This window comes from Agrobacterium sp. ST15.16.055, assembly GCF_027956555.1.
Taxonomy (GTDB): Bacteria; Pseudomonadota; Alphaproteobacteria; order Rhizobiales; family Rhizobiaceae; genus Agrobacterium; species Agrobacterium salinitolerans.
Map to the genome: position 1 here is coordinate 316,796 of NZ_JAQKGN010000003.1, position 19,515 is coordinate 336,310.

Below are 19,515 nucleotides of genomic sequence, written 5' to 3' on the forward strand. Positions count from 1 at the left end.
GATCACGTCATTTCCCGCGCAATGACATGATGCACGATGCGATAATCCCTGCTTTCCTCCCCGAAGGGGGCTAGTGGCCAGTCCCATGCGGCAGCAGGCGCGGCAATCTCGATGCCATGCAGCAGGTCTTCATGCTGCTGCATGCTTCCATCCTTGCCGATGACATCGAAGGCTGTATCCGTCACAAGGCAAACCTTGCAGGGCAGGCCGGCCAGTGCATCGACATGCGTATGGATGAGCTTTGGCAAGAGATCATCCGGCGCAGCAGCGATTTTCTCCCGTTCCAGCCGATGCTGCGCGCCCGTGCCGATCTGCGACAGGAGGTTGGCCGAGACGACGAAATCGAGATAGGGCACCCGCCGCAGGAAATCGAGCGGTTCCGCCGTCCGGCCCGCCAGGAGATCATCGAAGCCGGAGAGATCGCGATTGGCGATGCGGACATTCTTTTTGGCGTTCAGCCGCAGCTTCGCCTGGACGCTGGCAAGATGCACCAGATCGACCAGAACGACGGTATCGAACATCGCTACCAGCGCATCATGGGGTACATCCCGCAACAGGCCGGAACCCAGAACGACTGCCGTCCGTCGCTGCTTCAGCTTTCTCGCCGCTTGCAGCACGAATTGCCGGCTGTTGTTCTCATGCTCCGCCCAGGCTTTCGCGCAGCGATTGGCGCGCGCCCAGAGGTTGACGGAATAGCGGACATGCGGCCGGAATTCTTTCGGCGTGACCGCACGGGTGGCGGCATATTGCAGGGCTTCGAGGATCATGAATGCCTAACGGTAAATTTCACGGCGATGGCCGATTTCGACCACCAGAACGACCAGCTTGTGGTCCTGTATATCGCAGATGATGCGGTAATCGCCCACCCGGTAACGCCAGAAATTTCCGAGCTCAGAACCTTGCAGCGCTGCGCCGGTTCTGCGCGGATTGTCGTCCTGGGCAACGCGGTCCGTCAGAAATGAAACGATGCGATTGGCATCGCTCTTCGTCAGCTTGCCCAGTTGCTTGACGGCATTTCGCTGGAATTCAATTCTCCAGATCAAGATCACGCATCACTTCTTCCAGAGTATAGGTGCGCTCCTTATTGGAGATGCGTTGCCGAGTCGCCTCTTCTGCAAGATAAAGGTCTTCCATATCCTCGATATGTTTCTCGATCGCCTCGCGGATATAGTAAGCCGATGTGCGGCCCGTGCGCTCAGACAGCGCCTTCAGCCGCTCATAGGTCTCATCAGGCAGGCGGATGGCCGTCTGTTTGCTCATGGGGGCAGGTCCTTTACGATCCGAAGTGGGATACACGTATCCCATATATCATCACTTGCCTTGCGGGGCCAGCAGAACCGCAGCCTTTGCGGCTTGCCGCACCGGGCTTCATCCTCTAAAGCATGTCTCCCAAAAGTGCGCAGCGATTTTGGGATAAAGACATGCGCAAAAACAGAAATTAAAGCGCGGCGCGCTTTAACACCGGCATAATTTCAGGAAAATATCGGATCGGCATCATGAGCGAAAAAGCAAAAAAGCCTCAGAAACTGAAAGCCCGCCTGCCGCGCGGCTTCGTGGATCGTTCTGCTGCCGATATCCATGCCACCAATGAGATGATCGAGAAAATCCGCAAGGTCTACGAGCTTTACGGTTTCGATCCGATCGAGACCCCTCTGTTCGAATATACCGATGCGCTCGGAAAATTCCTGCCCGATAGCGACCGTCCGAACGAAGGCGTGTTTTCGCTACAGGATGACGACGACCAATGGATGAGCCTGCGCTACGACCTGACCGCACCGCTCGCCCGTCATGTCGCTGAGAATTTCAACGAAATCCAGCTGCCTTACCGCACCTATCGCGCCGGTTATGTCTTCCGCAATGAAAAGCCAGGCCCCGGCCGCTTCCGGCAGTTCATGCAGTTCGATGCCGATACGGTGGGCGCCTCCGGCGTGCAGGCCGATGCCGAAATGTGCATGATGATGGCCGATACGATGGAAGCGCTCGGCATCAGCCGCGGCGACTATGTCATCCGCGTCAACAACCGCAAGGTGCTCGACGGCGTCATGGAAGCGATCGGCCTCGGGGGTGAGGACAATGCCGGTCGTCGTCTCAACGTGCTGCGCGCCATCGACAAACTCGACAAGTTCGGCCCGGAGGGCGTGAAGCTGCTGCTCGGTCCCGGCCGCAAGGATGAGTCGGGTGATTTCACCAAGGGTGCGGGCCTCGGTGACGAGCAGATCGAAAAGGTTCTGTTTTTCGTCGGTATCACGAATTATGCCGATAGTGCCGATGATCTTGCAGAACTGGTTGCGGGTACGGCGAAGGGCGAGGAAGGCGTTGATGAACTCAACACCATCGGCGCCCTGGTCTCCAGTGCCGGTTATGATGCGACACGCATCAAGATCGACCCCTCCGTCGTTCGAGGCCTCGAATATTATACGGGTTCGGTCTTTGAGGCTGAGCTGACTTTCGACGTTACCAATGAAAAGGGCGAAAAGGTCGTGTTCGGCTCGGTCGGCGGTGGCGGTCGTTACGATGGTCTCGTTTCGCGTTTCATGGGCCAGCCGGTTCCGGCTACTGGCATCTCCATCGGCGTTTCACGCCTGATGACGGCGCTGAAGAACCTCGGCAAGCTCGGACAGGTCAAGCCGCTCGCCCCGGTGCTCGTCACGGTCATGGATGGCGATGTGGAGAGCATGGGCCGTTACCAGCGCTTTACCCAGGCGCTGCGCGCCGAGGGCATCCGCGCCGAAATGTATCAGGGCAACTGGAAGAAATTCGGCAACCAGCTGAAATATGCCGACCGTCTCGGCTCCCCCATCGCCATCATTCAGGGCGGTGACGAGCGCGCCGAGGGCGTGGTGCAGATCAAGGATCTGATCGAAGGCAAGCGCCTTTCCGGCGAGATCGAGGACAATGCCAGCTGGCGCGAGGCGCGGGTGGCGCAGGTCAGCGTGCCGGAAGCCGAGCTGGTGGCGAAGGTTCGCGAGATTCTGGAGCATCAGGCAGAGGACGTTCGCCGCGCCGCCGAAGGGCGCTGAAGCCATGGCGATCCTTGCGCTCGACCATGTTCAACTGGCAATGCCGGCGGGCTGCGAAGAAGAAGCGCGGCGGTTTTACGGCCGCCTGCTTGGTTTTGCGGAGCAGGCAAAGCCCGCCAATCTGGCCGCACGCGGCGGGTGCTGGTTCACCTGCGGCCCGATAAAACTGCATCTCGGCGTCGAGCAGGATTTCCGCCCGGCGAAGAAAGCCCATCCGGCCCTTCTGGTCGATGATCTGGCAAGCTTGCGAAAAACACTTGAAACAGCAGGCTGCCATGTGGTTGAGGATGAGCCGCTGGAAGGGTATCACCGGTTTTATGTCCATGATCCCTTCGGAAACCGCATCGAAATGATGCAGCCGCTCGAACCGTGACGAAAAGTACCGTTCCATGCCCCTGATCGACATGCCGGAATTTTCCGGAGAGCTACTGGAAGAATTCGCCGCGCGCCGCACAAGCCGCGTGAACACGCCTGTGATCCAGCCCGCCGAACCGTTTCTGGATATGGCCGGCGAGGATTTGCGCCGCCGTATCTTCATGACGGAAAGCGAGACGGGGACAAGCCTCTGCCTGCGCCCCGAATTCACCATCCCAGTCTGCCTGCGCCATATCGAGACGGCGACCGGTACGCCGAAGCGTTATTCCTATGTGGGTGAGGTCTTCCGCCAGCGCCGTGAAGGTGCAAGCGAGTTTTATCAGGCCGGCATCGAAGATCTCGGCGATACCGATATTGCCGCTGCCGATGCCCGCGCTGTCATCGACGCCACCGGCATTTTGAAGCGGCTGCTGCCCGGCCGTTCGCTTGCGGTGACGCTGGGTGACCAGCAGGTATTCGAGGCGGTGGTTGCAGCGCTTGGCCTGCCGCTCGGCTGGCAGAAGCGGCTGGTGCAGGCCTTCGGCGATATGGCGCAGCTGGACGCGCTGCTGGAAAGCCTTATGCATCCGAAGCCAATGACCGGCCTCGACGCGCGGGTCGCCGGCCTTCTGGCGACGGGCGACGAGGCGGTGCTGGTCGATTATCTCGACACGGTGATGCAGGAAACCGGCTATTCCACCAATGCCAGCCGCTCACCGCTCGAAATTGCCCGCCGTCTGCGGGAGAAGCTCGCGCTTGCGGCGACGCGCCTGCCGGATGAGAGTTTCGAGTTGCTGAAACAGTTCCTGGCCTTGCAGGCGCCTTTGCCTCGGGCCTCGCAGGTTCTTGGCGATTTTGCCGCCAAGGCCAAACTGAAGCTGGACGGCGCGCTTTCCGCTTTCGATAAACGCGTTGCGGCCCTTGCCAATGCCGGTGTCGATCTTGAAACCGTCACCTATGGCGCTGCCTTTGGCCGCCCGCTCGATTATTATACCGGCCTTGTTTTCGAGGTGGTGGAGGCGGGCAGCGACAGCGTGCTGGCGGGCGGCGGCCGTTACGACCGGCTGCTCACGCTTCTCGGCGCACAGGAAAAAATACCGGCAGTGGGCTTCTCGCTCTGGCTGGATCGCATCGAGACGATGCGCGGGAGCGACAAGCCATGATCACCATCGCATTGCCCTCCAAGGGCCGGATGAAGGAAGACGCGTCCGCCGTTCTGGAACGCGCCGGGTTGAAGGTTGCGTCGGTCGGTAACGACCGCTCCTATCGCGGCCGCATCGAAGGACGTGACGATATCGAGATCGCCTATCTCTCAGCCTCCGAGATCGCCCGCGAGATCGGCGCTGGCACGGTGGATTTCGGCGTGACGGGTGAGGACCTTGTACGCGAGGGGCTGACCAATGCCGACGCGCAGGTGGAATTCTGCGCCCGTCTCGGTTTCGGTCATGCGGATGTCGTTGTCGCCGTGCCTGAGATCTGGCTCGATGTGGACAGCATGGCCGATCTTGGCGATGTGGCGTCCGAATTCCGCGCCCGTCATGGCCGAAGGCTCGCCATTGCCACCAAATATTGGCGGCTGACGCAGCAGTTCTTTTCGCGCCAGCACGGCATTCAGCTGTATCGTATCGTTGAAAGCCTCGGCGCGACCGAGGGTGCGCCGGCGGCGGGGCAGGCGGATATCATCGTCGATATTACTTCAACCGGCTCGACGCTGAAGGCCAACCACCTGAAAATCCTCTCGGACGGCATCATCGTCCGTTCAGAAGCCTGCTTCGTGCGTGCCCGCAAGCCCGACCATGAAGGCGATGCGGCGGTTCAGGAAATCGTCTCGCGCATCAGGGCTGCGGTCTGATGACGTAAAAAAAGCCGCCGGAGCGATCCGGCGGCTTTTTTTTTGGTAATCGGTTTCGCTTATGCGTGGGCGACAGCCGCGCCGCGCTTGGCGTCGACGGAATAGGCGCCAGCGCCGAAGGCGGCAAGCAGGATGTAAGCGCCGGCAAGGGTGATGTTCTTGACCATCATGATGCCGTTCAGCGTGTTGATCCAGCCAAGAGCCGGCTCAGGCCAGCCAGGAACGGCAACGGTGCCGCTGTGGAAAACCAGACCGGTGAAGATGCAGAAAACGGCAAGCGCCCAGGCAGCGATCTTGGTCTGGAAACCAGCGAGAATGGCAAGGCCGGCGACGAGTTCGAACAGGCCTGCAATATAGGCAAGCGCGGTTGCGGCGGGCAGGCCGGCGCCGGTGATCATGCCGGCCGTGCCGGCCGGATCGACGAGCTTGCTGAAGCCCGAGGTGATGAAGATGAAGGAAAGCAGAAGACGGGCGATGAGAACGAGAACGTTCTGGCTGGTGGACATGGATATCTCCGGTAAATAATCGGCGTGTCGCCGGTTGAACTGCAATGTCTGAAGATATCAATGACCGAAAATCATCCGCCCATAAAGATGAACAATAGAAGACAAATCGTCTTCATTTTGTGAACGGTCTCGGGTGTCTAACCGGATTATGTTCAGGCGGCGAAGCGAATATCCTCAAAGCGCGGAAACAGGAAAAGTCCGGTTATGCGCCCTTGCTGGCCTTTTTCGAAGCCGGAAGATTCACCCATGCAGATGACCGGCTGCCGCATCGCCGGCAAGATGGAAAGGCCGGTTGAAAAACAGAAACGTGAGGGCGCGGTGGAAACCTGCTCGAAAAGTTCCAGCACGCGGGCGTGGTCTGCGCGGTCGTAACAGCGGACAAGGCTGAGCAATCCGCACTCGCCCGGCGGCAGGCCGTGCATAAATGACGCATGTTCGCCGAGCCGGATGACGCCGCTCGAAAGATCGCTGCTCCACTCCTCCGACATGAAGAAATGCGACAGGGTCCGGGGATCGGGCGTGGTTGTTACCGCCGCAGGCAGAGCATCGTTGCGTCTTGATATCTCAAACAAATCGCGCCCCCCGCATGAACACGTGCCAGCACCGCCGCTTCAAGCGCCACTGCTAGGTTGAACCCTTACCGCCCCCCGCAGTCGAGCATATTTGCCATACATCGAAACCCCTTCAATGCGTGGCCGCCTCGGCGCGGAACCCTTACGGGGGCTGACTTATAGTTTATTTTCCACTACCTACAACAACCACTCAGTGAGAAAATCAAAAATATTATGTATTTCTTCTTCAAAATCGTGAGGCATGCGAAAAAGTACAACTAAACAGCGCACTTATAAGGCGGTCCGAGTTGAGGTCGGCCCCGTATGGGGTGGCGATTCGCTGGTGAATGTGCCCCATTATTGCATAGGGCTGCAAAAAATAGCCGGATAAAATCACGCCTGTTCCAAAACGGGACAATACACGAACTTCTCCTCCTGCGGCCTTAAGAATTGTGCAACCTGTTGATTCCATGTGGCATCTCTCGCGAGAGCGTCGACGTCCTCCTTGGGAGAGGCCCAAGAACCTGCAAACGACTGATTTTATTGGATGTGATTAGATCCTTGGGGACGGCCCAAGGATGAGGCCGTTAAGCTGCGCCGCCTTCCGTCAATCACGTAGGTATCGGCAAAGAAAAAGGGCGATCCGAAGACCGCCCTTTCTTAATTCCGGTGACAGGACTGATTAGAAGTCCATGCCGCCCATACCGCCGCCCGGCATTGCCGGCATCGGAGCGTCCTTCTTCGGAAGCTCGGCGATCATGGCTTCGGTAGTGATCAGCAGCGAAGCAACCGAGGCTGCGTTCTGCAGAGCCGTGCGGACAACCTTGACCGGGTCAACGATGCCGAGCTGGATCAGGTCGCCATATTCGCCGGTCTGGGCGTTGTAGCCGTAGTTGTCTTCGTTCTTCTCGAGGATCTTGCCAACAACGATCGAAGCTTCGTCACCCGCGTTGTCTGCGATCTGGCGAACCAGAGCCTGCAGGGCGCGGCGGATGATGTTGACGCCAGCTTCCTGATCGTCGTTTTCACCCTTGACGGTGATCTTCGTGGAGGAACGCAGCAGGGCAACGCCGCCGCCCGGTACGATGCCTTCCTGAACGGCAGCGCGCGTCGCGTTGAGAGCGTCGTCGATGCGGTCCTTCTTTTCCTTCACTTCGACTTCCGTCGAGCCGCCGACGCGGATAACGGCAACGCCGCCAGCGAGCTTGGCAAGACGTTCCTGCAGCTTTTCGCGGTCGTAGTCGGAGGTGGTTTCTTCGATCTGCGCCTTGATCTGGGCAACACGGCCTTCGATGTCGGACTTCTGGCCGGCGCCGTCAACGATGGTGGTGTTTTCCTTGGAGATCGAAACCTTCTTCGACTTGCCGAGCATGTCGAGAGTAACGTTTTCGAGCTTGATGCCGAGGTCTTCGGAGATGACGGTACCACCGGTCAGGATGGCGATGTCTTCCAGCATGGCCTTGCGGCGGTCGCCGAAGCCAGGAGCCTTGACAGCAGCGATCTTGAGGCCGCCACGCAGCTTGTTGACGACGAGCGTTGCAAGAGCTTCGCCTTCGACGTCTTCAGCGATGATGACGAGCGGCTTGCCGGTCTGAACGACGGCTTCGAGAACCGGCAGCATGGCCTGAAGGTTCGAGAGCTTCTTTTCGTGCAGGAGGATGTATGCGTCTTCGAGGTCCGCAATCATCTTTTCCGGGTTGGTCACGAAGTAGGGCGACAGGTAGCCGCGGTCGAACTGCATGCCTTCGACGACTTCGAGTTCGGTTTCAGCGGTCTTGGCTTCTTCAACGGTGATGACGCCTTCGTTGCCGACCTTCTGCATTGCTTCAGCAATGTCGAGGCCGATCTGACGCTCGCCGTTTGCAGAGATCGTGCCGACCTGTGCAACTTCTTCGGACGTGTTGATCTTCTTGGCCTTGGCCTGAAGGTCCTTGACGACTTCAGCGACGGCCAGATCGATACCGCGCTTCAGGTCCATCGGGTTCATGCCGGCAGCAACTGCCTTGGAACCTTCGCGAACGATGGCCTGGGCCAGAACGGTCGCGGTGGTGGTGCCGTCACCGGCAATGTCGTTGGTCTTGGAGGCAACTTCGCGAACGAGTTGCGCGCCCATGTTCTCGAACTTGTCTTCCAGTTCGATTTCCTTGGCGACGGAAACGCCGTCCTTGGTGATGCGCGGAGCGCCGAAGGACTTGTCGATAACGACGTTACGACCCTTCGGGCCGAGGGTGACCTTCACTGCATCAGCAAGAATGTCGACGCCCTTGAGCATCTTTTCGCGTGCTGTGCGGCCGAATTTTACTTCTTTGGCTGCCATGTTCAAAACTCCTGGTTTCGAATGGCCGGAACGGGTCCGGCTTGAAATTTAAGGAAGGATGGGTTGGCCGAAATCAGCCGATGATGCCCATGATGTCGGCTTCCTTCATGATCAGAAGGTCTTCGCCGTTGAGCTTGACTTCGGTGCCCGACCACTTGCCGAACAGAACCCGGTCGCCAGCCTTGACGTCGAGAGCGACGACCTTGCCGGACTCATCGCGTGCGCCGGAACCGACGGCGACGATTTCGCCTTCCTGCGGCTTTTCCTTGGCGGTATCGGGAATGATGATGCCGCCCTTGGTCTTTTCTTCGGACTCAACGCGACGAACGACGACGCGATCGTGAAGCGGGCGGAAGTTGGTGCTTGTCATTGTCTAATCCCTCGATCAAATGACTGCGCGAGTTTTTGCACTCGCCTGATGGGTGTTAGCACTCTCGTTTATCGAGTGCCAGCGGAACCGAGATAAGGAGGGCTTCTGCCGGAGTCAAGAACGCCCTGTCTGAAAAATTTCATGGCTTATGGTTATCAGCGTTCCATGACAGAAATTTCCCATGTGCGGGCAGGCGCTACGACGACATTCTTTTCGCGGGTTGCGGCCGCATCGTATCTAGGGGGTATTTGTGTTCATGCTGCGTCAGGCGGGTCAAAGACCGCCCTGGCGGCGCTTTTTTCCTTGCCATTGGCGTCCCGCTTTGCGATGTGACGCTCACCCTTTTCTAGCATCCGGAAAGCATCTCATGGCCCATCGCATTCTCACTCTCGGCGAAATCACTGATGGGTTCGACGTTATTCTTTCGGATGTCTGGGGCGTGCTGCACAATGGCGTCAGCGCCTTTCCGGATGCGGCAGTTGCGCTGCACGAAGCGCGCAAGGCCGGCAAGACGGTGGTGCTCATCACCAATTCGCCGCGCCCCGCTCCCGGCGTCATCGCCCAGCTTCGCGTTCTCGGCGTGCCGGATGAGGCTTATGATCGGATCATCACCTCTGGCGACGTGACCCGCGGACTGATTGCGGAAGGCCCGAAAAAGGTCTTCCTGCTTGGCCCCGAGCGCGACATGCCGCTGCTGGAAGGCCTTGATGTTGACGTCGTTGGCGAGGCACAAGCGCAGTCCGTGGTCTGCACCGGCTTTTTCGACGACGAGACGGAAACGCCGGAAGATTATACCGAAATGCTCAAGGGCTTCATCGCCCGCAATGCACCGATGATCTGCGCCAACCCCGATCTTGTGGTGGAGCGCGGCGAGCGCATCATTCCCTGCGCCGGCGCCATGGCGGCCTATTACGAACAGCTCGGCGGCGAAGTCCGCATTGCCGGCAAACCGCATGCGCCGATCTATGAGGCCTGCCTTGCGGCGGCCAAGGAAGTGCGCGGCGCCTTCGCCAAGGACCGCGTGCTCGCCATCGGCGACGGCATGCCGACGGATGTGAAGGGCGCGATTGCGAGCGGCCTAAACCTTCTTTATATCAGCGGCGGCATTCACGCCGCCGAATATACGCTGAACGGCCAGACGGACGAGGCGCTTCTCAACGCCTATCTCAAGGGGCAGGGTGCTGCTCCCGGCTGGTGGATGCCCCGTCTTGCTTGAAGCCGTCTCGGCTAAGGAATAGCTGGCGCAGGAATGGATCGATTGCCATGACCGTCTTTCACCGCAATGAAAAAAAGGAGCCGCTGCCGGAAGCCCTTCGCGGCGGCGTCATCGCCATCGGCAATTTCGACGGCGTGCATCGCGGCCACCGGGCTGTGCTGGATCGTGCCCTGGAACTGGCGGAAGCCCGCGGCGTGCCCGCGCTGGTTTTGACCTTCGAGCCGCATCCCCGTTCCGTCTTCCGTCCCGATACGCCGGTCTTCCGCCTCACGCCCGCGCCGCTGAAGGCGCGCATTCTCGAGGCCATCGGTTTCCGCTCCGTCATCGAATATCCCTTCGACCGGGAATTTTCGCAGCGCTCGGCGGAGGAATTCGTCCAGTCTATTCTGGTCGACTGGCTTCACGCCAGCGCTGTTGTCACCGGATTCGATTTCCATTTCGGCAAGGGCCGCGAAGGCGGCCCGGCATTTCTGATGGCGGCCGGCAAACGCCACGGTTTCGACGTGACGCTGGTGGATGCCTTCCGCGACGAAGGTGCGGATGTCGTCTCCTCCAGCCGCATCCGCTCGCTTCTGTGCGAAGGCGATGTGGTGGGCGCCGCCGGCCTGCTCGGCTATCGCTTCACGGTGGAAAGCGAAGTCATCGGTGGCCAGAAGCTCGGTCGCACGCTGGGTTATCCGACCGCCAACATGGCGCTGGCGCCGGAAACGGAGCTGAAGGCCGGCATTTATGCCGTGCGGTTCCGCCGCCCGGACGGTTCGATCCGCGATGGCGTGGCGAGCTTCGGTTACCGCCCGACCGTCACCGAAGACGGTGCGGCGCTGCTCGAAACATTCGTCTTCGATTTTTCCGGCGATCTTTATGGCGAGGTCTGTTCGGTCTCCTTCTTCGGGCACCTGCGCGATGAATTGAAATTCGACGGTCTTGATCCGCTCGTCGCCCAGATCAGGCGCGATGAAGAAGAGGCGAGGGCGATGTTATCGGGCGTGCGCCCGCTCAGCGAACTGGACGCCAGGATCGCGTTCTGACCGGGTAAGGCCGGTCAGCCCCTGTTCCGGTCGATATTGCCGTCGCTTTTCTCTTCCTTTTTGCCGGAAAACCGCATAAACAACCGGCCATGTCCCAATACCGGTTGATGTTTAAAACTCAGATTGGCCGAATTATTGGCCCGGCCTTCCGCCCGCTCTGACGAGCCGGAAGGTCCGGGATTTTGGCGCTTGTCATGACTTTGGTCATGGCGCTTTCCGTATTTGCCCTCTTTGAAATTGAGACGGCGCGACCGACACGGCGCGCAACAACGGTATGATTATGAGCGACACCGCAGAAAAACTGGATTACTCCTCCACCCTCTATCTGCCGCAGACGGATTTTCCGATGCGCGCCGGCCTGCCGCAGAAGGAACCGGAAACGGTCAAGCGCTGGCAGGAAATGGGCCTCTACAAAAAGCTGCGCGCCTCCGCCGCCGGCCGCGAAAAATTCGTGCTGCATGACGGCCCGCCCTATGCCAACGGCAACATCCACATCGGCCACGCGCTGAACAAGATCCTGAAGGATGTCATCACCCGCTCGTTCCAGATGCGCGGTTACGACGCCAATTACGTGCCCGGCTGGGATTGCCACGGCCTGCCGATCGAATGGAAGATCGAGGAAGCCTATCGCGCCAAGGGCAAGAACAAGGACGAGGTTCCGGTCAACGAATTCCGCAAGGAATGCCGTGACTTCGCGGCCGGCTGGATCAAGGTTCAGTCGGAAGAGTTCAAGCGTCTCGGCATCGAGGGCGACTTCGAAAACCCCTATACGACGATGAACTTCCACGCCGAAGCCCGCATCGCCGGCGAGTTGCTGAAGATCGCCAAGAGTGGTCAGCTTTATCGCGGTTCCAAGCCGATCATGTGGTCGGTGGTCGAGCGCACGGCGCTGGCGGAAGCGGAAGTCGAATACCACGATGTCGAGAGCGACATGATCTGGGTGAAGTTCCCGGTCAAGGATGCGGCTCCCGGACTTTCCGGCGTCTCCGTCGTCATCTGGACAACGACGCCGTGGACCATCCCCGGCAACCGCGCCATCGCGTTCTCTTCGCGGGTCGAATATGGCCTGTTCGAAGTCGAAAGCGCGCAGAACGATTTCGGCCCGCAGCCGGGTGAAAAGCTGATCTTCGCCAGGAAGCTTGCCGATGAGGCCGCGGCCAAGGCGAAGCTGACCTTTAAGTTCGTTCGCGATGTGACAAGCGAAGAATTGGCCGCCATCACCTGTGCCCATCCTTTGGCGTCGCTTGGCTACACCTTTCCGGTTCCGCTTCTCGATGGCGATCACGTCACGGACGATGCCGGTACGGGCTTCGTGCACACCGCACCAAGCCATGGCCGCGAGGACTTTGATGCCTGGACGAACAGCGTCCGCACCCTTGAAGCACGCGGGATCGATACCAAAATCCCGTTCCCGGTCGATGACGCCGGTTTCTACACCGAAGACGCCCCCGGTTTCGGCCCGTCGGCCGAAGGCGGTGCTGCCCGTGTCATGGACGATAACGGCAAGAAGGGCGATGCCAATGAGCGCGTCATCAAGGCGCTGATCGCTGCCAATAACCTGTTTGCGCGCGGCCGCCTGAAGCACAGCTATCCGCACAGCTGGCGCTCCAAGAAGCCTGTCATCTTCCGCAACACGCCGCAATGGTTCGTCTATATGGACAAGGAACTCGGCGACGGCACGACGCTGCGCTCTCGTTCGCTTGACGCCATCGACCAGACGCGTTTCGTGCCGGCCTCCGGCCAGAACCGCCTGCGCGCCATGATCGAAGGCCGGCCTGACTGGGTTCTGTCGCGCCAGCGCAGCTGGGGCGTGCCGATTGCCGTTTTCGCCGATGAGAAGGGTGAAGTTCTGGTCGACGAAGCCGTCAACGCCCGCATTCTCGAGGCCTTCGAGGCCGAAGGCGCTGATGCCTGGTTTGCCGAAGGCGCCAAGGAACGTTTCCTCGGCAATGACCACGACCATGCCAGATGGCAGCAGGTCATGGACATCCTCGACGTCTGGTTCGACAGCGGCTGCACCCACACCTTCACGCTGGAAGACCGCCCGGACATGAAATGGCCGGCGGATGTCTATCTTGAAGGCTCCGACCAGCATCGCGGCTGGTTCCATTCGTCGCTGCTGGAAAGCTGCGCCACGCGTGGCCGTGCGCCCTATAACGCGGTTGTGACCCATGGTTTCACCATGGACGAGCAGGGGCGCAAGCAGTCGAAATCGCTCGGCAACGTCGTTGCCCCGCAGGAAGTCATGAGCCAGTCGGGCGCCGATATCCTGCGCCTGTGGGTCATGACAACAGACTACTGGGAAGACCAGCGCCTCGGCAAGGCCATCATCCAGACAAATGTCGATGCCTATCGCAAGCTGCGCAACACCATCCGCTGGATGCTCGGTACCCTTGCCCATTATGAGGGCGAGGAGATCGCCTATGACGATCTGCCGGAACTGGAAAAGCTGGTGCTGCATCGCCTGTCCGAACTGGATGGCGTCGTTCGCGAAGGTTACGACGGTTTCGAATTCAAGAAGATCACCCGCGCGCTGATCGACTTTGCCAATGTCGAGCTTTCCGCCTTCTATTTCGATATCCGCAAGGACACGCTGTATTGCGACGCGCCGTCGTCGCTGAAGCGCCGCGCGGCCCTGTCCGTCATCGCCAAGCTGTTCGATTGCCTGGTATCGTGGCTCGCGCCAATGCTGCCCTTCACGACGGAAGAAGCGTGGCTTTCGCGTTATCCGGATGCGGAATCGGTGCATCTCGTCCAGTTCCCGGAAATTCCGGCGGAATGGAAAAACGATGCGCTTGAAGCGAAGTGGGAGAAGATCCGCAAGGTCCGCACGGTCGTCACTGGCGCGCTTGAAGTGGAACGCCGTGAAAAGCGTATCGGCTCTTCACTGGAAGCTGCCCCTGTCGTCCACATTGCCGACGCCGATCTTCTGGCGGCGCTGCAGGGGCAGGATTTTGCCGAAATCTGCATCACTTCGGCCATCTCGGTGGTGGGCGATGAAGGCCCGGCCGATGGCTTCCGTTTGCCGGAAGTGGCGAAGGTCGTGGTCGAACAGAAGCTGGCGGAAGGTGCAAAATGCGCCCGCTCCTGGCGCATCACCACCGATGTCGGGTCCGATCCGGAGTATCCCGACGTCTCGGCCCGCGATGCGGCGGCCCTGCGTGAGCTAGCCGCACTCTCGTAACGAAAATGACCGGATGAATTGCGCTTTGCCTCTTCATCCGGTACACCTGCCTGAAAATGGCCGGATTTGCACGGCAATGCGGGCTGCCGCCTGCCGAAAGACGATGTCTGGCGAAGTGGGACGGACGGCTGGAAGGGTTTCAATGAAGATGATGAAGGCTTTTGGGCAGGGTAGTGCGCAGGGTTTGGGCATGTTTCGCACGGTTGTTGGCGTCACGACGATAGGCGTGCTGCTGGGCGCCTGCACCAGCCCGACCTACGGTACGGGCAAGACGGCGGCCGAACAGCTGGTCGACGACCTCGGCAACGCGACCTCGATCACCGGTGACCAGAGCAAGCGCAACCTGAAATACGGCCCCCGCCCGGGCCTCGTCGTTCCCGCCCAGGCCCGCGCCGAACAGCTGACCACGCCGCAGCAGAACATGGCGAACCGCGAAAACAATCCGCAATGGGTCGAATCGCCGGAAGAAACCCGTGAACGTCTGCGCGATGAGGCGGACGCCAACAAAAACAACCCGCATTACCGCTCGCCGCTGCTCGCCGGCAACGGCACCGCCGGCCAGATGACCGAAAGTCAGAAATGGGAAGCCTTCCGCAAGGCCAAGGCTGACGCCCAGGGCGGCTCCGTGGTGAATGCCCAGCGCAAGTTCCTGACCGATCCGCCAGCCGAGTATCGCAGCCTTCCGCAGGATCAGCTGACCGATCTCGGTGAGCCGGAGCAGAAGAAGGCAAAACGCCGCAAGAAAGAAGCGGCCGTAGCGAACACCGGCAAGAGCTGGTGGAACCCCTTTCAGTAAAATATGACTGATGGCTGGCGGGAAGTTTGTTTCTCCCGCTCGCCGCTCAATCCTCGAGGCGTTTCTCTCTGAAAAATTGCCGCAGAATCTCCGCGCTTTCACTTTCCGCCAGACCCGAATAGACATCCGGCGCATGGTGGCATGTCGGCTGGCTGAAGAAACGCACGCCGCTCTCCACTGCGCCGCCCTTGGGGTCCTGCGCGCCGTAATAAAGCCGGCGGATACGGGCGAATGAAATCGCCGCCGCGCACATGGTGCAAGGCTCCAGTGTCACGTAGAGATCGGCGCCGGGCAGGCGTTCCTGCTCCAGCGCCTCGCAGGCCATGCGGATCACGGCGATTTCGGCGTGCGCCGTCACATCGTTCAATTCACGGGTGCGATTGCCGGAACGGGCGATGACGCGGCCGTCCAGAACCAGTACAGCGCCGATCGGAACCTCCTGCCGCTCAGCCGCGGCACGGGCTTCGACAAGCGCCAACTCCATGAAATGCGTCCTTTCGGCCATTGCGATTCAATTTCCTCTTAACCCTTGTGCTTGGACCTGATAGGACAGCCCAAACAACAGGCAAACAGCAAATGACTTTTAAAGACAAGCCGAAGCGTGACGGCGGCAAGACAATTAGCCGCGACAGGAAGCCGAAAGGCCCCGGTAAGCCCGCCGCAGAGCGCGAAAAGAAACCGACCGAGGCAAAGGCCGCCCCGGCACCGGAAACCGTTGGCGGCTCCAAGCCCGAGCGCATTTCCAAGATCATGGCGCGCGCAGGCGTCGCCTCGCGTCGCGATGTCGAGCGCATGATCATGGAAGGCCGCGTATCGCTGAACGGCGTCAAGCTGGATACGCCGGTGGTGAACGCCACGCTGTCCGACAAGATCGAAGTCGACGGCATGCCTATTCGCGGCGCCGAGCGCACGCGCCTGTGGCTTTACCACAAGCCCGCCGGTCTGGTGACGACCAATTCCGACCCGGAAGGCCGCCCGACCGTTTTCGACAATCTGCCGGGTGAACTGCCGCGCGTGCTCTCCATCGGCCGTCTCGATATCAATACCGAAGGCCTGCTGTTGCTCACCAACGATGGCGGTCTTTCCCGCGTGCTGGAACTGCCGACCACCGGCTGGCTGCGGCGCTACCGCGTGCGCGCCCATGGCGAGGTCGATCAGGCAGCGCTCGACAAGCTGAAGGAAGGCATTGCCGTCGACGGCGTGCTCTACGGCGCAATCGACGCCACGCTCGACCGCACCCAGGGCCACAATGTCTGGATCAGCATGGGCCTGCGTGAAGGCAAGAACCGCGAGATCAAGAACGTGCTCGGCGCGCTCGGTCTCGAGGTCAACCGCCTGATCCGCGTTTCCTACGGTCCGTTCCAGCTCGGCGATCTGCCCGAAGGCAAGGTGCTGGAAGTGCGCGGCCGCATGCTGCGCGACCAGCTGGGCCCGCGTCTCATCGAACAGGCCGGCGCCAATTTCGACGCGCCGATCTACAATGCGCCCGTTGAGGATGAAGAAGACGACACGCCGAAGCGGCCCGTGAAATCCGAATGGGCAAAGAGCGATGCGCCGGAAGGCAAGCCGCGTTTCGAAAAAAGCGGCAAGTCCGAGGATCGTCGTGAAAAGGCGCTTGGACGGCTGGATACCAAGCGCGGCGACAAGCCGGCTGGCAAGTTCGGTTCCAAGCCCGCCGGGAAATTTGCCGCCAAGGGCCGCAGCGAGGATGAGGGCGACGACCGTCGCCCCCGCCAGCCCGCCGGCACCAGCCGCACGGCCAATGTCTGGATGGCGCCCGGTGCAAGGCCCACCCGTGACGGCAAGGAGCGCAAGTCTTCCGCCCGCGCGGAAGCCGAAAACCTCTTCAAGAAGCCTTCTGCCCAGGACGAGGCGCGCCGCAACGTCGTGCGGCATGCGGATGCCGAGGGCGAGTGGATCCGCTCGGATTCTCCCCGCGAAGAAGAAGGTGGTCGCGGACGCGGCGACCGTCCGCGCGGTGAAAAGAGCTTCGGTGACCGCCCGGCACGCGGTGGCAAACCTTTCGGCGACCGGCCATTCCGCGACAGGCCGCGTGAAGAGGGTGATCGCCCGCGCGGCGACCGTCCGCGCGGCGAAAAGAGCTTCGGTGACCGCCCGGCACGCGGCGGCAAACCTTTCGGCGACCGGCCGTTTCGTGACAAACCGCGTGAAGAGGGTGATCGTCCGCGCAGCGACCGCCCACGCGGCGAAAAGAGTTTCGGTGATCGCACCGCCCGCGGTGAAAAACCCTTCGGTGATCGTCCGTTCCGCGACAGGCCCCGTGAAGAGGGTGATCGCCCACGCGGCGAGCGCCCGGCGGGCGACAAGCCGCGTGGCGGCAAACCCGGTTTCGGCAAACCATCTTTCGGAAAATCGGGCGAACGTTCAGGTTTCTCAGGCAAGAGCAAAGGCCCCGGCGGTCCCGGCGGCGGCAAGCCGGGCGGCAAAGGCCCGGGTGGCAAACCTTCTGGAGGCAGGGGAATGACACGTAATGCGGATCGTAGGCGGTGAGTTCCGCGGCCGGACATTGGCCGCGCCGAAATCGAATTCCATTCGTCCGACCATCGACAGGACGCGGGAAAGCCTCTTCAATATTCTGAGTCACGCCTATCCGGAAAGTCTGGACGGCACGCGCGTTCTGGACGTTTTCGCCGGAACCGGCGCCGTCGGTCTGGAGGCGCTTTCGCGCGGCTGTCGTGTGGCGCTCTTCGTCGAAAACGGCGTGGAGGGCAGGGGGCTGCTCTGGGAAAATATCGATGCGCTGGGTCTGCATGGCCGCGCCCGCATCCTGCGGCGTGATGCCACCAAGCTCGGCGGCGTCAACAATATAGAGCCCTTCGATCTTCTCTTCGCCGACCCGCCCTATGGCCATGGCCATGGCGAGAAGGCTTTCGCGGCAGCGCACAGCGGCGGCTGGCTGACACCTGGCGCGCTTGCCATTCTCGAAGAGCGCGGCGATGTGGCGGTGAAGGTCGATCCGGTATTCAAACCGCTGGAAAGCCGCATCTTCGGCGATACGAAAATGCATTTCTACCGCTACGAGCCCTGAAGCATTTCCAGGAAAAGTGGAGCCCGGTTCTCCGTCCGGAAATGCGACAGAAAAAGATTTGGAGTGTTTCCGCGCTTGGAAGAAAAGCGAAAACACTCCGACAGGAACACCTTACCGTCATGCCACGGTCTTGTCTTGTTTGCGCAATAGGCAGAATCTTTGCCGTGGAAAGAATTTGGGTATTCGCATGGAGCAGGGTGTAAACGAGAGCATAACGATCGTCCGCGCCGGGGAAGAGGTTCTCGAAGGTGACGGCGCGGGTGGCCATGAGCCGACTTTCGGACTGGCGCTCGGCGGCGGCGGCGCACGCGGCATCTGCCACATCAACGTCATCGAGGCATTGGACGAACTCGGCATCCGGCCCGTTGCGATTTCCGGTTCGTCCATAGGCTCCATCATCGGAGCGGGCATGGCGGCCGGCATGACCGGCCGGGAAATCCGCGAATACACGCTTGAACTCATGGGACGAAAAGGATCGGTCGCCAACCGGCTCTGGAGCCTCGGCCCGGCATCGATGCGCCATGCGGTGGACGGTTTTCGCCTCGGGCAGTTCAACCTCGAACTCATCCTGCACGCCTTGATGCCGCAGGCCCTGCCGAAGGATTTTTCCGAGCTTGCCATTCCGCTCAAAGTGATAACGACGGATTATTACGCCCAGACAGAAGTGTTGGTGGAAAGCGGCGAGATCATTCAGGCGCTGGCGGCATCCGCCGCCATTCCGGCACTGTTCATGCCGGTGCGCATCGATGGCCGCATCATGATCGACGGCGGCATCTTCAATCCCGTGCCCTATGAACATCTGCTGGATCGGGCCGATATCGTCATCGGCGTCGATGTCGTCGGTGGCCCGGAAGGTGACGGCACCACCATGCCGAACCGGCTGGATAGTCTGTTCGGCGCCAGCCAGCTGATGATGCAGGCGGCGATTGCCCTGAAACTGAGGTTACGCCCGCCACACATTTTCCTTCGCCCCCCGGTCCACCGTTTCGGCGTGCTCGACTTCCTGAAGTCGGAAGAAGTGCTGAACGCCTCGTCCGGTATTAAAGACGAGCTGAAACGCCATATCGAGATGCAGGTGGGGCTGTTTCACCGCGGGCAGGGCGTGGAGGCTTGAGCGTTAAATCCTGAATAGGGAGCGAGCGGGCGCCACTCGTTTCTTCTCCCCGCCGGGGAGAAGGTCGCGGCAGCGGGATGAGGGGGCGAGGGTAGAGAGTTACGGCAACGTTGCCCCCTCATCCGACCCTTCGGGCCACCTTCTCCCCGGCGGGGAGA

Annotated in this window: 19 protein-coding genes; 11 read left to right on the forward strand and 8 right to left on the reverse strand. The window is 60.6% G+C overall.

Going from position 1 to position 19,515, the window contains the following annotated elements; all coding sequences use genetic code 11:
- Window positions 1-2: 2 nt before the first annotated feature.
- From PL599_RS07515 to relB, 3 genes are read right to left on the reverse strand one after another with little or no spacing between them, the layout of a single operon-like run.
- The gene (locus PL599_RS07515) at window positions 3-767 is read right to left on the reverse strand and encodes a hypothetical protein (RefSeq protein WP_173988215.1); all 765 of its coding nucleotides are present in this window, start codon (window positions 765-767) and stop codon (window positions 3-5) included.
- Window positions 768-773: 6 nt separating this feature from the next.
- A complete protein-coding gene (locus tag PL599_RS07520) occupies window positions 774-1,043 on the reverse strand; it encodes a type II toxin-antitoxin system RelE family toxin (RefSeq protein WP_191217136.1) in 270 nt (89 codons plus the stop codon).
- Complete coding sequence (relB, locus tag PL599_RS07525; protein ID WP_191217037.1) at window positions 1,027-1,260, reverse strand: type II toxin-antitoxin system RelB family antitoxin; 234 nt, start codon at window positions 1,258-1,260, stop codon at window positions 1,027-1,029. The genes PL599_RS07520 and relB overlap by 17 nt, the downstream gene beginning before the upstream one ends.
- Window positions 1,261-1,496: 236 nt before the next feature.
- Between relB and hisS the strand changes: the two genes are divergently transcribed.
- Genes hisS through hisG form a run of 4 tightly spaced genes read left to right on the forward strand, consistent with a single transcriptional unit; the run spans window position 1,497 to window position 5,226 of the window.
- Window positions 1,497-3,020, forward strand: coding sequence for a histidine--tRNA ligase (gene hisS, locus PL599_RS07530; RefSeq protein WP_269823299.1), 1,524 nt, complete (start codon window positions 1,497-1,499; stop codon window positions 3,018-3,020).
- Window positions 3,021-3,024: 4 nt separating this feature from the next.
- The gene (locus PL599_RS07535) at window positions 3,025-3,393 is read left to right on the forward strand and encodes a VOC family protein (RefSeq protein WP_269823298.1); all 369 of its coding nucleotides are present in this window, start codon (window positions 3,025-3,027) and stop codon (window positions 3,391-3,393) included.
- A 16-nt stretch (window positions 3,394-3,409) separates the two neighbouring features.
- Window positions 3,410-4,537, forward strand: coding sequence for an ATP phosphoribosyltransferase regulatory subunit (locus tag PL599_RS07540; RefSeq protein ID WP_142912817.1), 1,128 nt, complete (start codon window positions 3,410-3,412; stop codon window positions 4,535-4,537).
- A complete protein-coding gene (gene hisG / locus PL599_RS07545; RefSeq protein WP_137409830.1) occupies window positions 4,534-5,226 on the forward strand; it encodes an ATP phosphoribosyltransferase in 693 nt (230 codons plus the stop codon). Before PL599_RS07540 ends, hisG begins: the two co-directional genes overlap by 4 nt.
- Window positions 5,227-5,285: 59 nt before the next feature.
- Here the strand turns inward: hisG and PL599_RS07550 are convergent, their stop codons facing one another.
- From PL599_RS07550 to groES, 4 genes are all read right to left on the reverse strand, one after another.
- On the reverse strand, window positions 5,286-5,732 hold the full coding sequence (locus tag PL599_RS07550; protein ID WP_142912818.1) for a DoxX family protein: 447 nt from the start codon (window positions 5,730-5,732) through the stop codon (window positions 5,286-5,288).
- Between the two features lie 152 nt (window positions 5,733-5,884).
- Window positions 5,885-6,304: a hypothetical protein gene (locus tag PL599_RS07555; protein ID WP_077982873.1), complete on the reverse strand. Its 420-nt coding sequence runs from the start codon at window positions 6,302-6,304 to the stop codon at window positions 5,885-5,887.
- 661 nt (window positions 6,305-6,965) lie between these two features.
- The gene (groL, locus tag PL599_RS07560) at window positions 6,966-8,600 is read right to left on the reverse strand and encodes a chaperonin GroEL (protein ID WP_077982872.1); all 1,635 of its coding nucleotides are present in this window, start codon (window positions 8,598-8,600) and stop codon (window positions 6,966-6,968) included.
- Between the two features lie 73 nt (window positions 8,601-8,673).
- The gene (gene groES / locus PL599_RS07565; RefSeq protein ID WP_077982871.1) at window positions 8,674-8,970 is read right to left on the reverse strand and encodes a co-chaperone GroES; all 297 of its coding nucleotides are present in this window, start codon (window positions 8,968-8,970) and stop codon (window positions 8,674-8,676) included.
- A gap of 367 nt (window positions 8,971-9,337) precedes the next feature.
- Here groES and PL599_RS07570 point away from each other — a divergent pair, with 367 nt between their 5' ends.
- The 4 genes from PL599_RS07570 to PL599_RS07585 all read left to right on the forward strand — a co-directional run bounded on the left by PL599_RS07570 (window position 9,338) and on the right by PL599_RS07585 (window position 15,194).
- Window positions 9,338-10,186 (forward strand): TIGR01459 family HAD-type hydrolase, encoded by an 849-nt coding sequence (locus tag PL599_RS07570; protein WP_269823296.1) that lies wholly within the window; start codon window positions 9,338-9,340, stop codon window positions 10,184-10,186.
- A gap of 47 nt (window positions 10,187-10,233) precedes the next feature.
- Window positions 10,234-11,214 carry a bifunctional riboflavin kinase/FAD synthetase gene (locus PL599_RS07575; RefSeq protein WP_269823295.1) on the forward strand — a complete coding sequence of 327 codons (981 nt, stop codon included), beginning with the start codon at window positions 10,234-10,236 and terminating at the stop codon, window positions 11,212-11,214.
- A 280-nt stretch (window positions 11,215-11,494) separates the two neighbouring features.
- Entirely contained in the window at window positions 11,495-14,398 is a 2,904-nt protein-coding gene (gene ileS, locus PL599_RS07580; protein ID WP_269823294.1) for an isoleucine--tRNA ligase, read from the forward strand.
- A gap of 142 nt (window positions 14,399-14,540) precedes the next feature.
- Window positions 14,541-15,194 (forward strand): hypothetical protein, encoded by a 654-nt coding sequence (locus PL599_RS07585; protein WP_077982868.1) that lies wholly within the window; start codon window positions 14,541-14,543, stop codon window positions 15,192-15,194.
- A 46-nt stretch (window positions 15,195-15,240) separates the two neighbouring features.
- Here the strand turns inward: PL599_RS07585 and PL599_RS07590 are convergent, their stop codons facing one another.
- Window positions 15,241-15,699: a nucleoside deaminase gene (locus PL599_RS07590; protein ID WP_077982867.1), complete on the reverse strand. Its 459-nt coding sequence runs from the start codon at window positions 15,697-15,699 to the stop codon at window positions 15,241-15,243.
- A 71-nt stretch (window positions 15,700-15,770) separates the two neighbouring features.
- On the opposite strand from PL599_RS07590, the gene PL599_RS07595 reads away from it, so the two are divergent.
- From PL599_RS07595 to PL599_RS07605, 3 genes are all read left to right on the forward strand, one after another.
- Window positions 15,771-17,705 carry a pseudouridine synthase gene (locus PL599_RS07595; RefSeq protein ID WP_269823293.1) on the forward strand — a complete coding sequence of 645 codons (1,935 nt, stop codon included), beginning with the start codon at window positions 15,771-15,773 and terminating at the stop codon, window positions 17,703-17,705.
- Window positions 17,686-18,243, forward strand: coding sequence for a 16S rRNA (guanine(966)-N(2))-methyltransferase RsmD (gene rsmD, locus PL599_RS07600; RefSeq protein WP_137409836.1), 558 nt, complete (start codon window positions 17,686-17,688; stop codon window positions 18,241-18,243). The genes PL599_RS07595 and rsmD overlap by 20 nt, the downstream gene beginning before the upstream one ends.
- 187 nt (window positions 18,244-18,430) lie before the next feature.
- Window positions 18,431-19,357, forward strand: coding sequence for a patatin-like phospholipase family protein (locus PL599_RS07605; RefSeq protein ID WP_271358959.1), 927 nt, complete (start codon window positions 18,431-18,433; stop codon window positions 19,355-19,357).
- Window positions 19,358-19,515: the final 158 nt, after the last annotated feature.

Excerpts from the sequence above, each read along its gene's own strand:
- PL599_RS07515 (WP_173988215.1), bottom strand. The coding sequence starts at position 767 with ATGATCCTCGAAGCCCTGCAATATGCCGCCACCCGTGCGGTCACGCCG.
- relB (WP_191217037.1), bottom strand. The coding sequence starts at position 1,260 with ATGAGCAAACAGACGGCCATCCGCCTGCCTGATGAGACCTATGAGCGG.
- hisS (WP_269823299.1), top strand. The coding sequence starts at position 1,497 with ATGAGCGAAAAAGCAAAAAAGCCTCAGAAACTGAAAGCCCGCCTGCCG.
- PL599_RS07535 (WP_269823298.1), top strand. The coding sequence starts at position 3,025 with ATGGCGATCCTTGCGCTCGACCATGTTCAACTGGCAATGCCGGCGGGC.
- PL599_RS07540 (WP_142912817.1), top strand. The coding sequence starts at position 3,410 with ATGCCCCTGATCGACATGCCGGAATTTTCCGGAGAGCTACTGGAAGAA.
- hisG (WP_137409830.1), top strand. The coding sequence starts at position 4,534 with ATGATCACCATCGCATTGCCCTCCAAGGGCCGGATGAAGGAAGACGCG.
- PL599_RS07550 (WP_142912818.1), bottom strand. The coding sequence starts at position 5,732 with ATGTCCACCAGCCAGAACGTTCTCGTTCTCATCGCCCGTCTTCTGCTT.
- groL (WP_077982872.1), bottom strand. The coding sequence starts at position 8,600 with ATGGCAGCCAAAGAAGTAAAATTCGGCCGCACAGCACGCGAAAAGATG.
- groES (WP_077982871.1), bottom strand. The coding sequence starts at position 8,970 with ATGACAAGCACCAACTTCCGCCCGCTTCACGATCGCGTCGTCGTTCGT.
- PL599_RS07570 (WP_269823296.1), top strand. The coding sequence starts at position 9,338 with ATGGCCCATCGCATTCTCACTCTCGGCGAAATCACTGATGGGTTCGAC.
- PL599_RS07575 (WP_269823295.1), top strand. The coding sequence starts at position 10,234 with ATGACCGTCTTTCACCGCAATGAAAAAAAGGAGCCGCTGCCGGAAGCC.
- ileS (WP_269823294.1), top strand. The coding sequence starts at position 11,495 with ATGAGCGACACCGCAGAAAAACTGGATTACTCCTCCACCCTCTATCTG.
- PL599_RS07585 (WP_077982868.1), top strand. The coding sequence starts at position 14,541 with ATGAAGATGATGAAGGCTTTTGGGCAGGGTAGTGCGCAGGGTTTGGGC.
- PL599_RS07590 (WP_077982867.1), bottom strand. The coding sequence starts at position 15,699 with ATGGCCGAAAGGACGCATTTCATGGAGTTGGCGCTTGTCGAAGCCCGT.
- PL599_RS07595 (WP_269823293.1), top strand. The coding sequence starts at position 15,771 with ATGACTTTTAAAGACAAGCCGAAGCGTGACGGCGGCAAGACAATTAGC.
- rsmD (WP_137409836.1), top strand. The coding sequence starts at position 17,686 with ATGCGGATCGTAGGCGGTGAGTTCCGCGGCCGGACATTGGCCGCGCCG.
- PL599_RS07605 (WP_271358959.1), top strand. The coding sequence starts at position 18,431 with ATGGAGCAGGGTGTAAACGAGAGCATAACGATCGTCCGCGCCGGGGAA.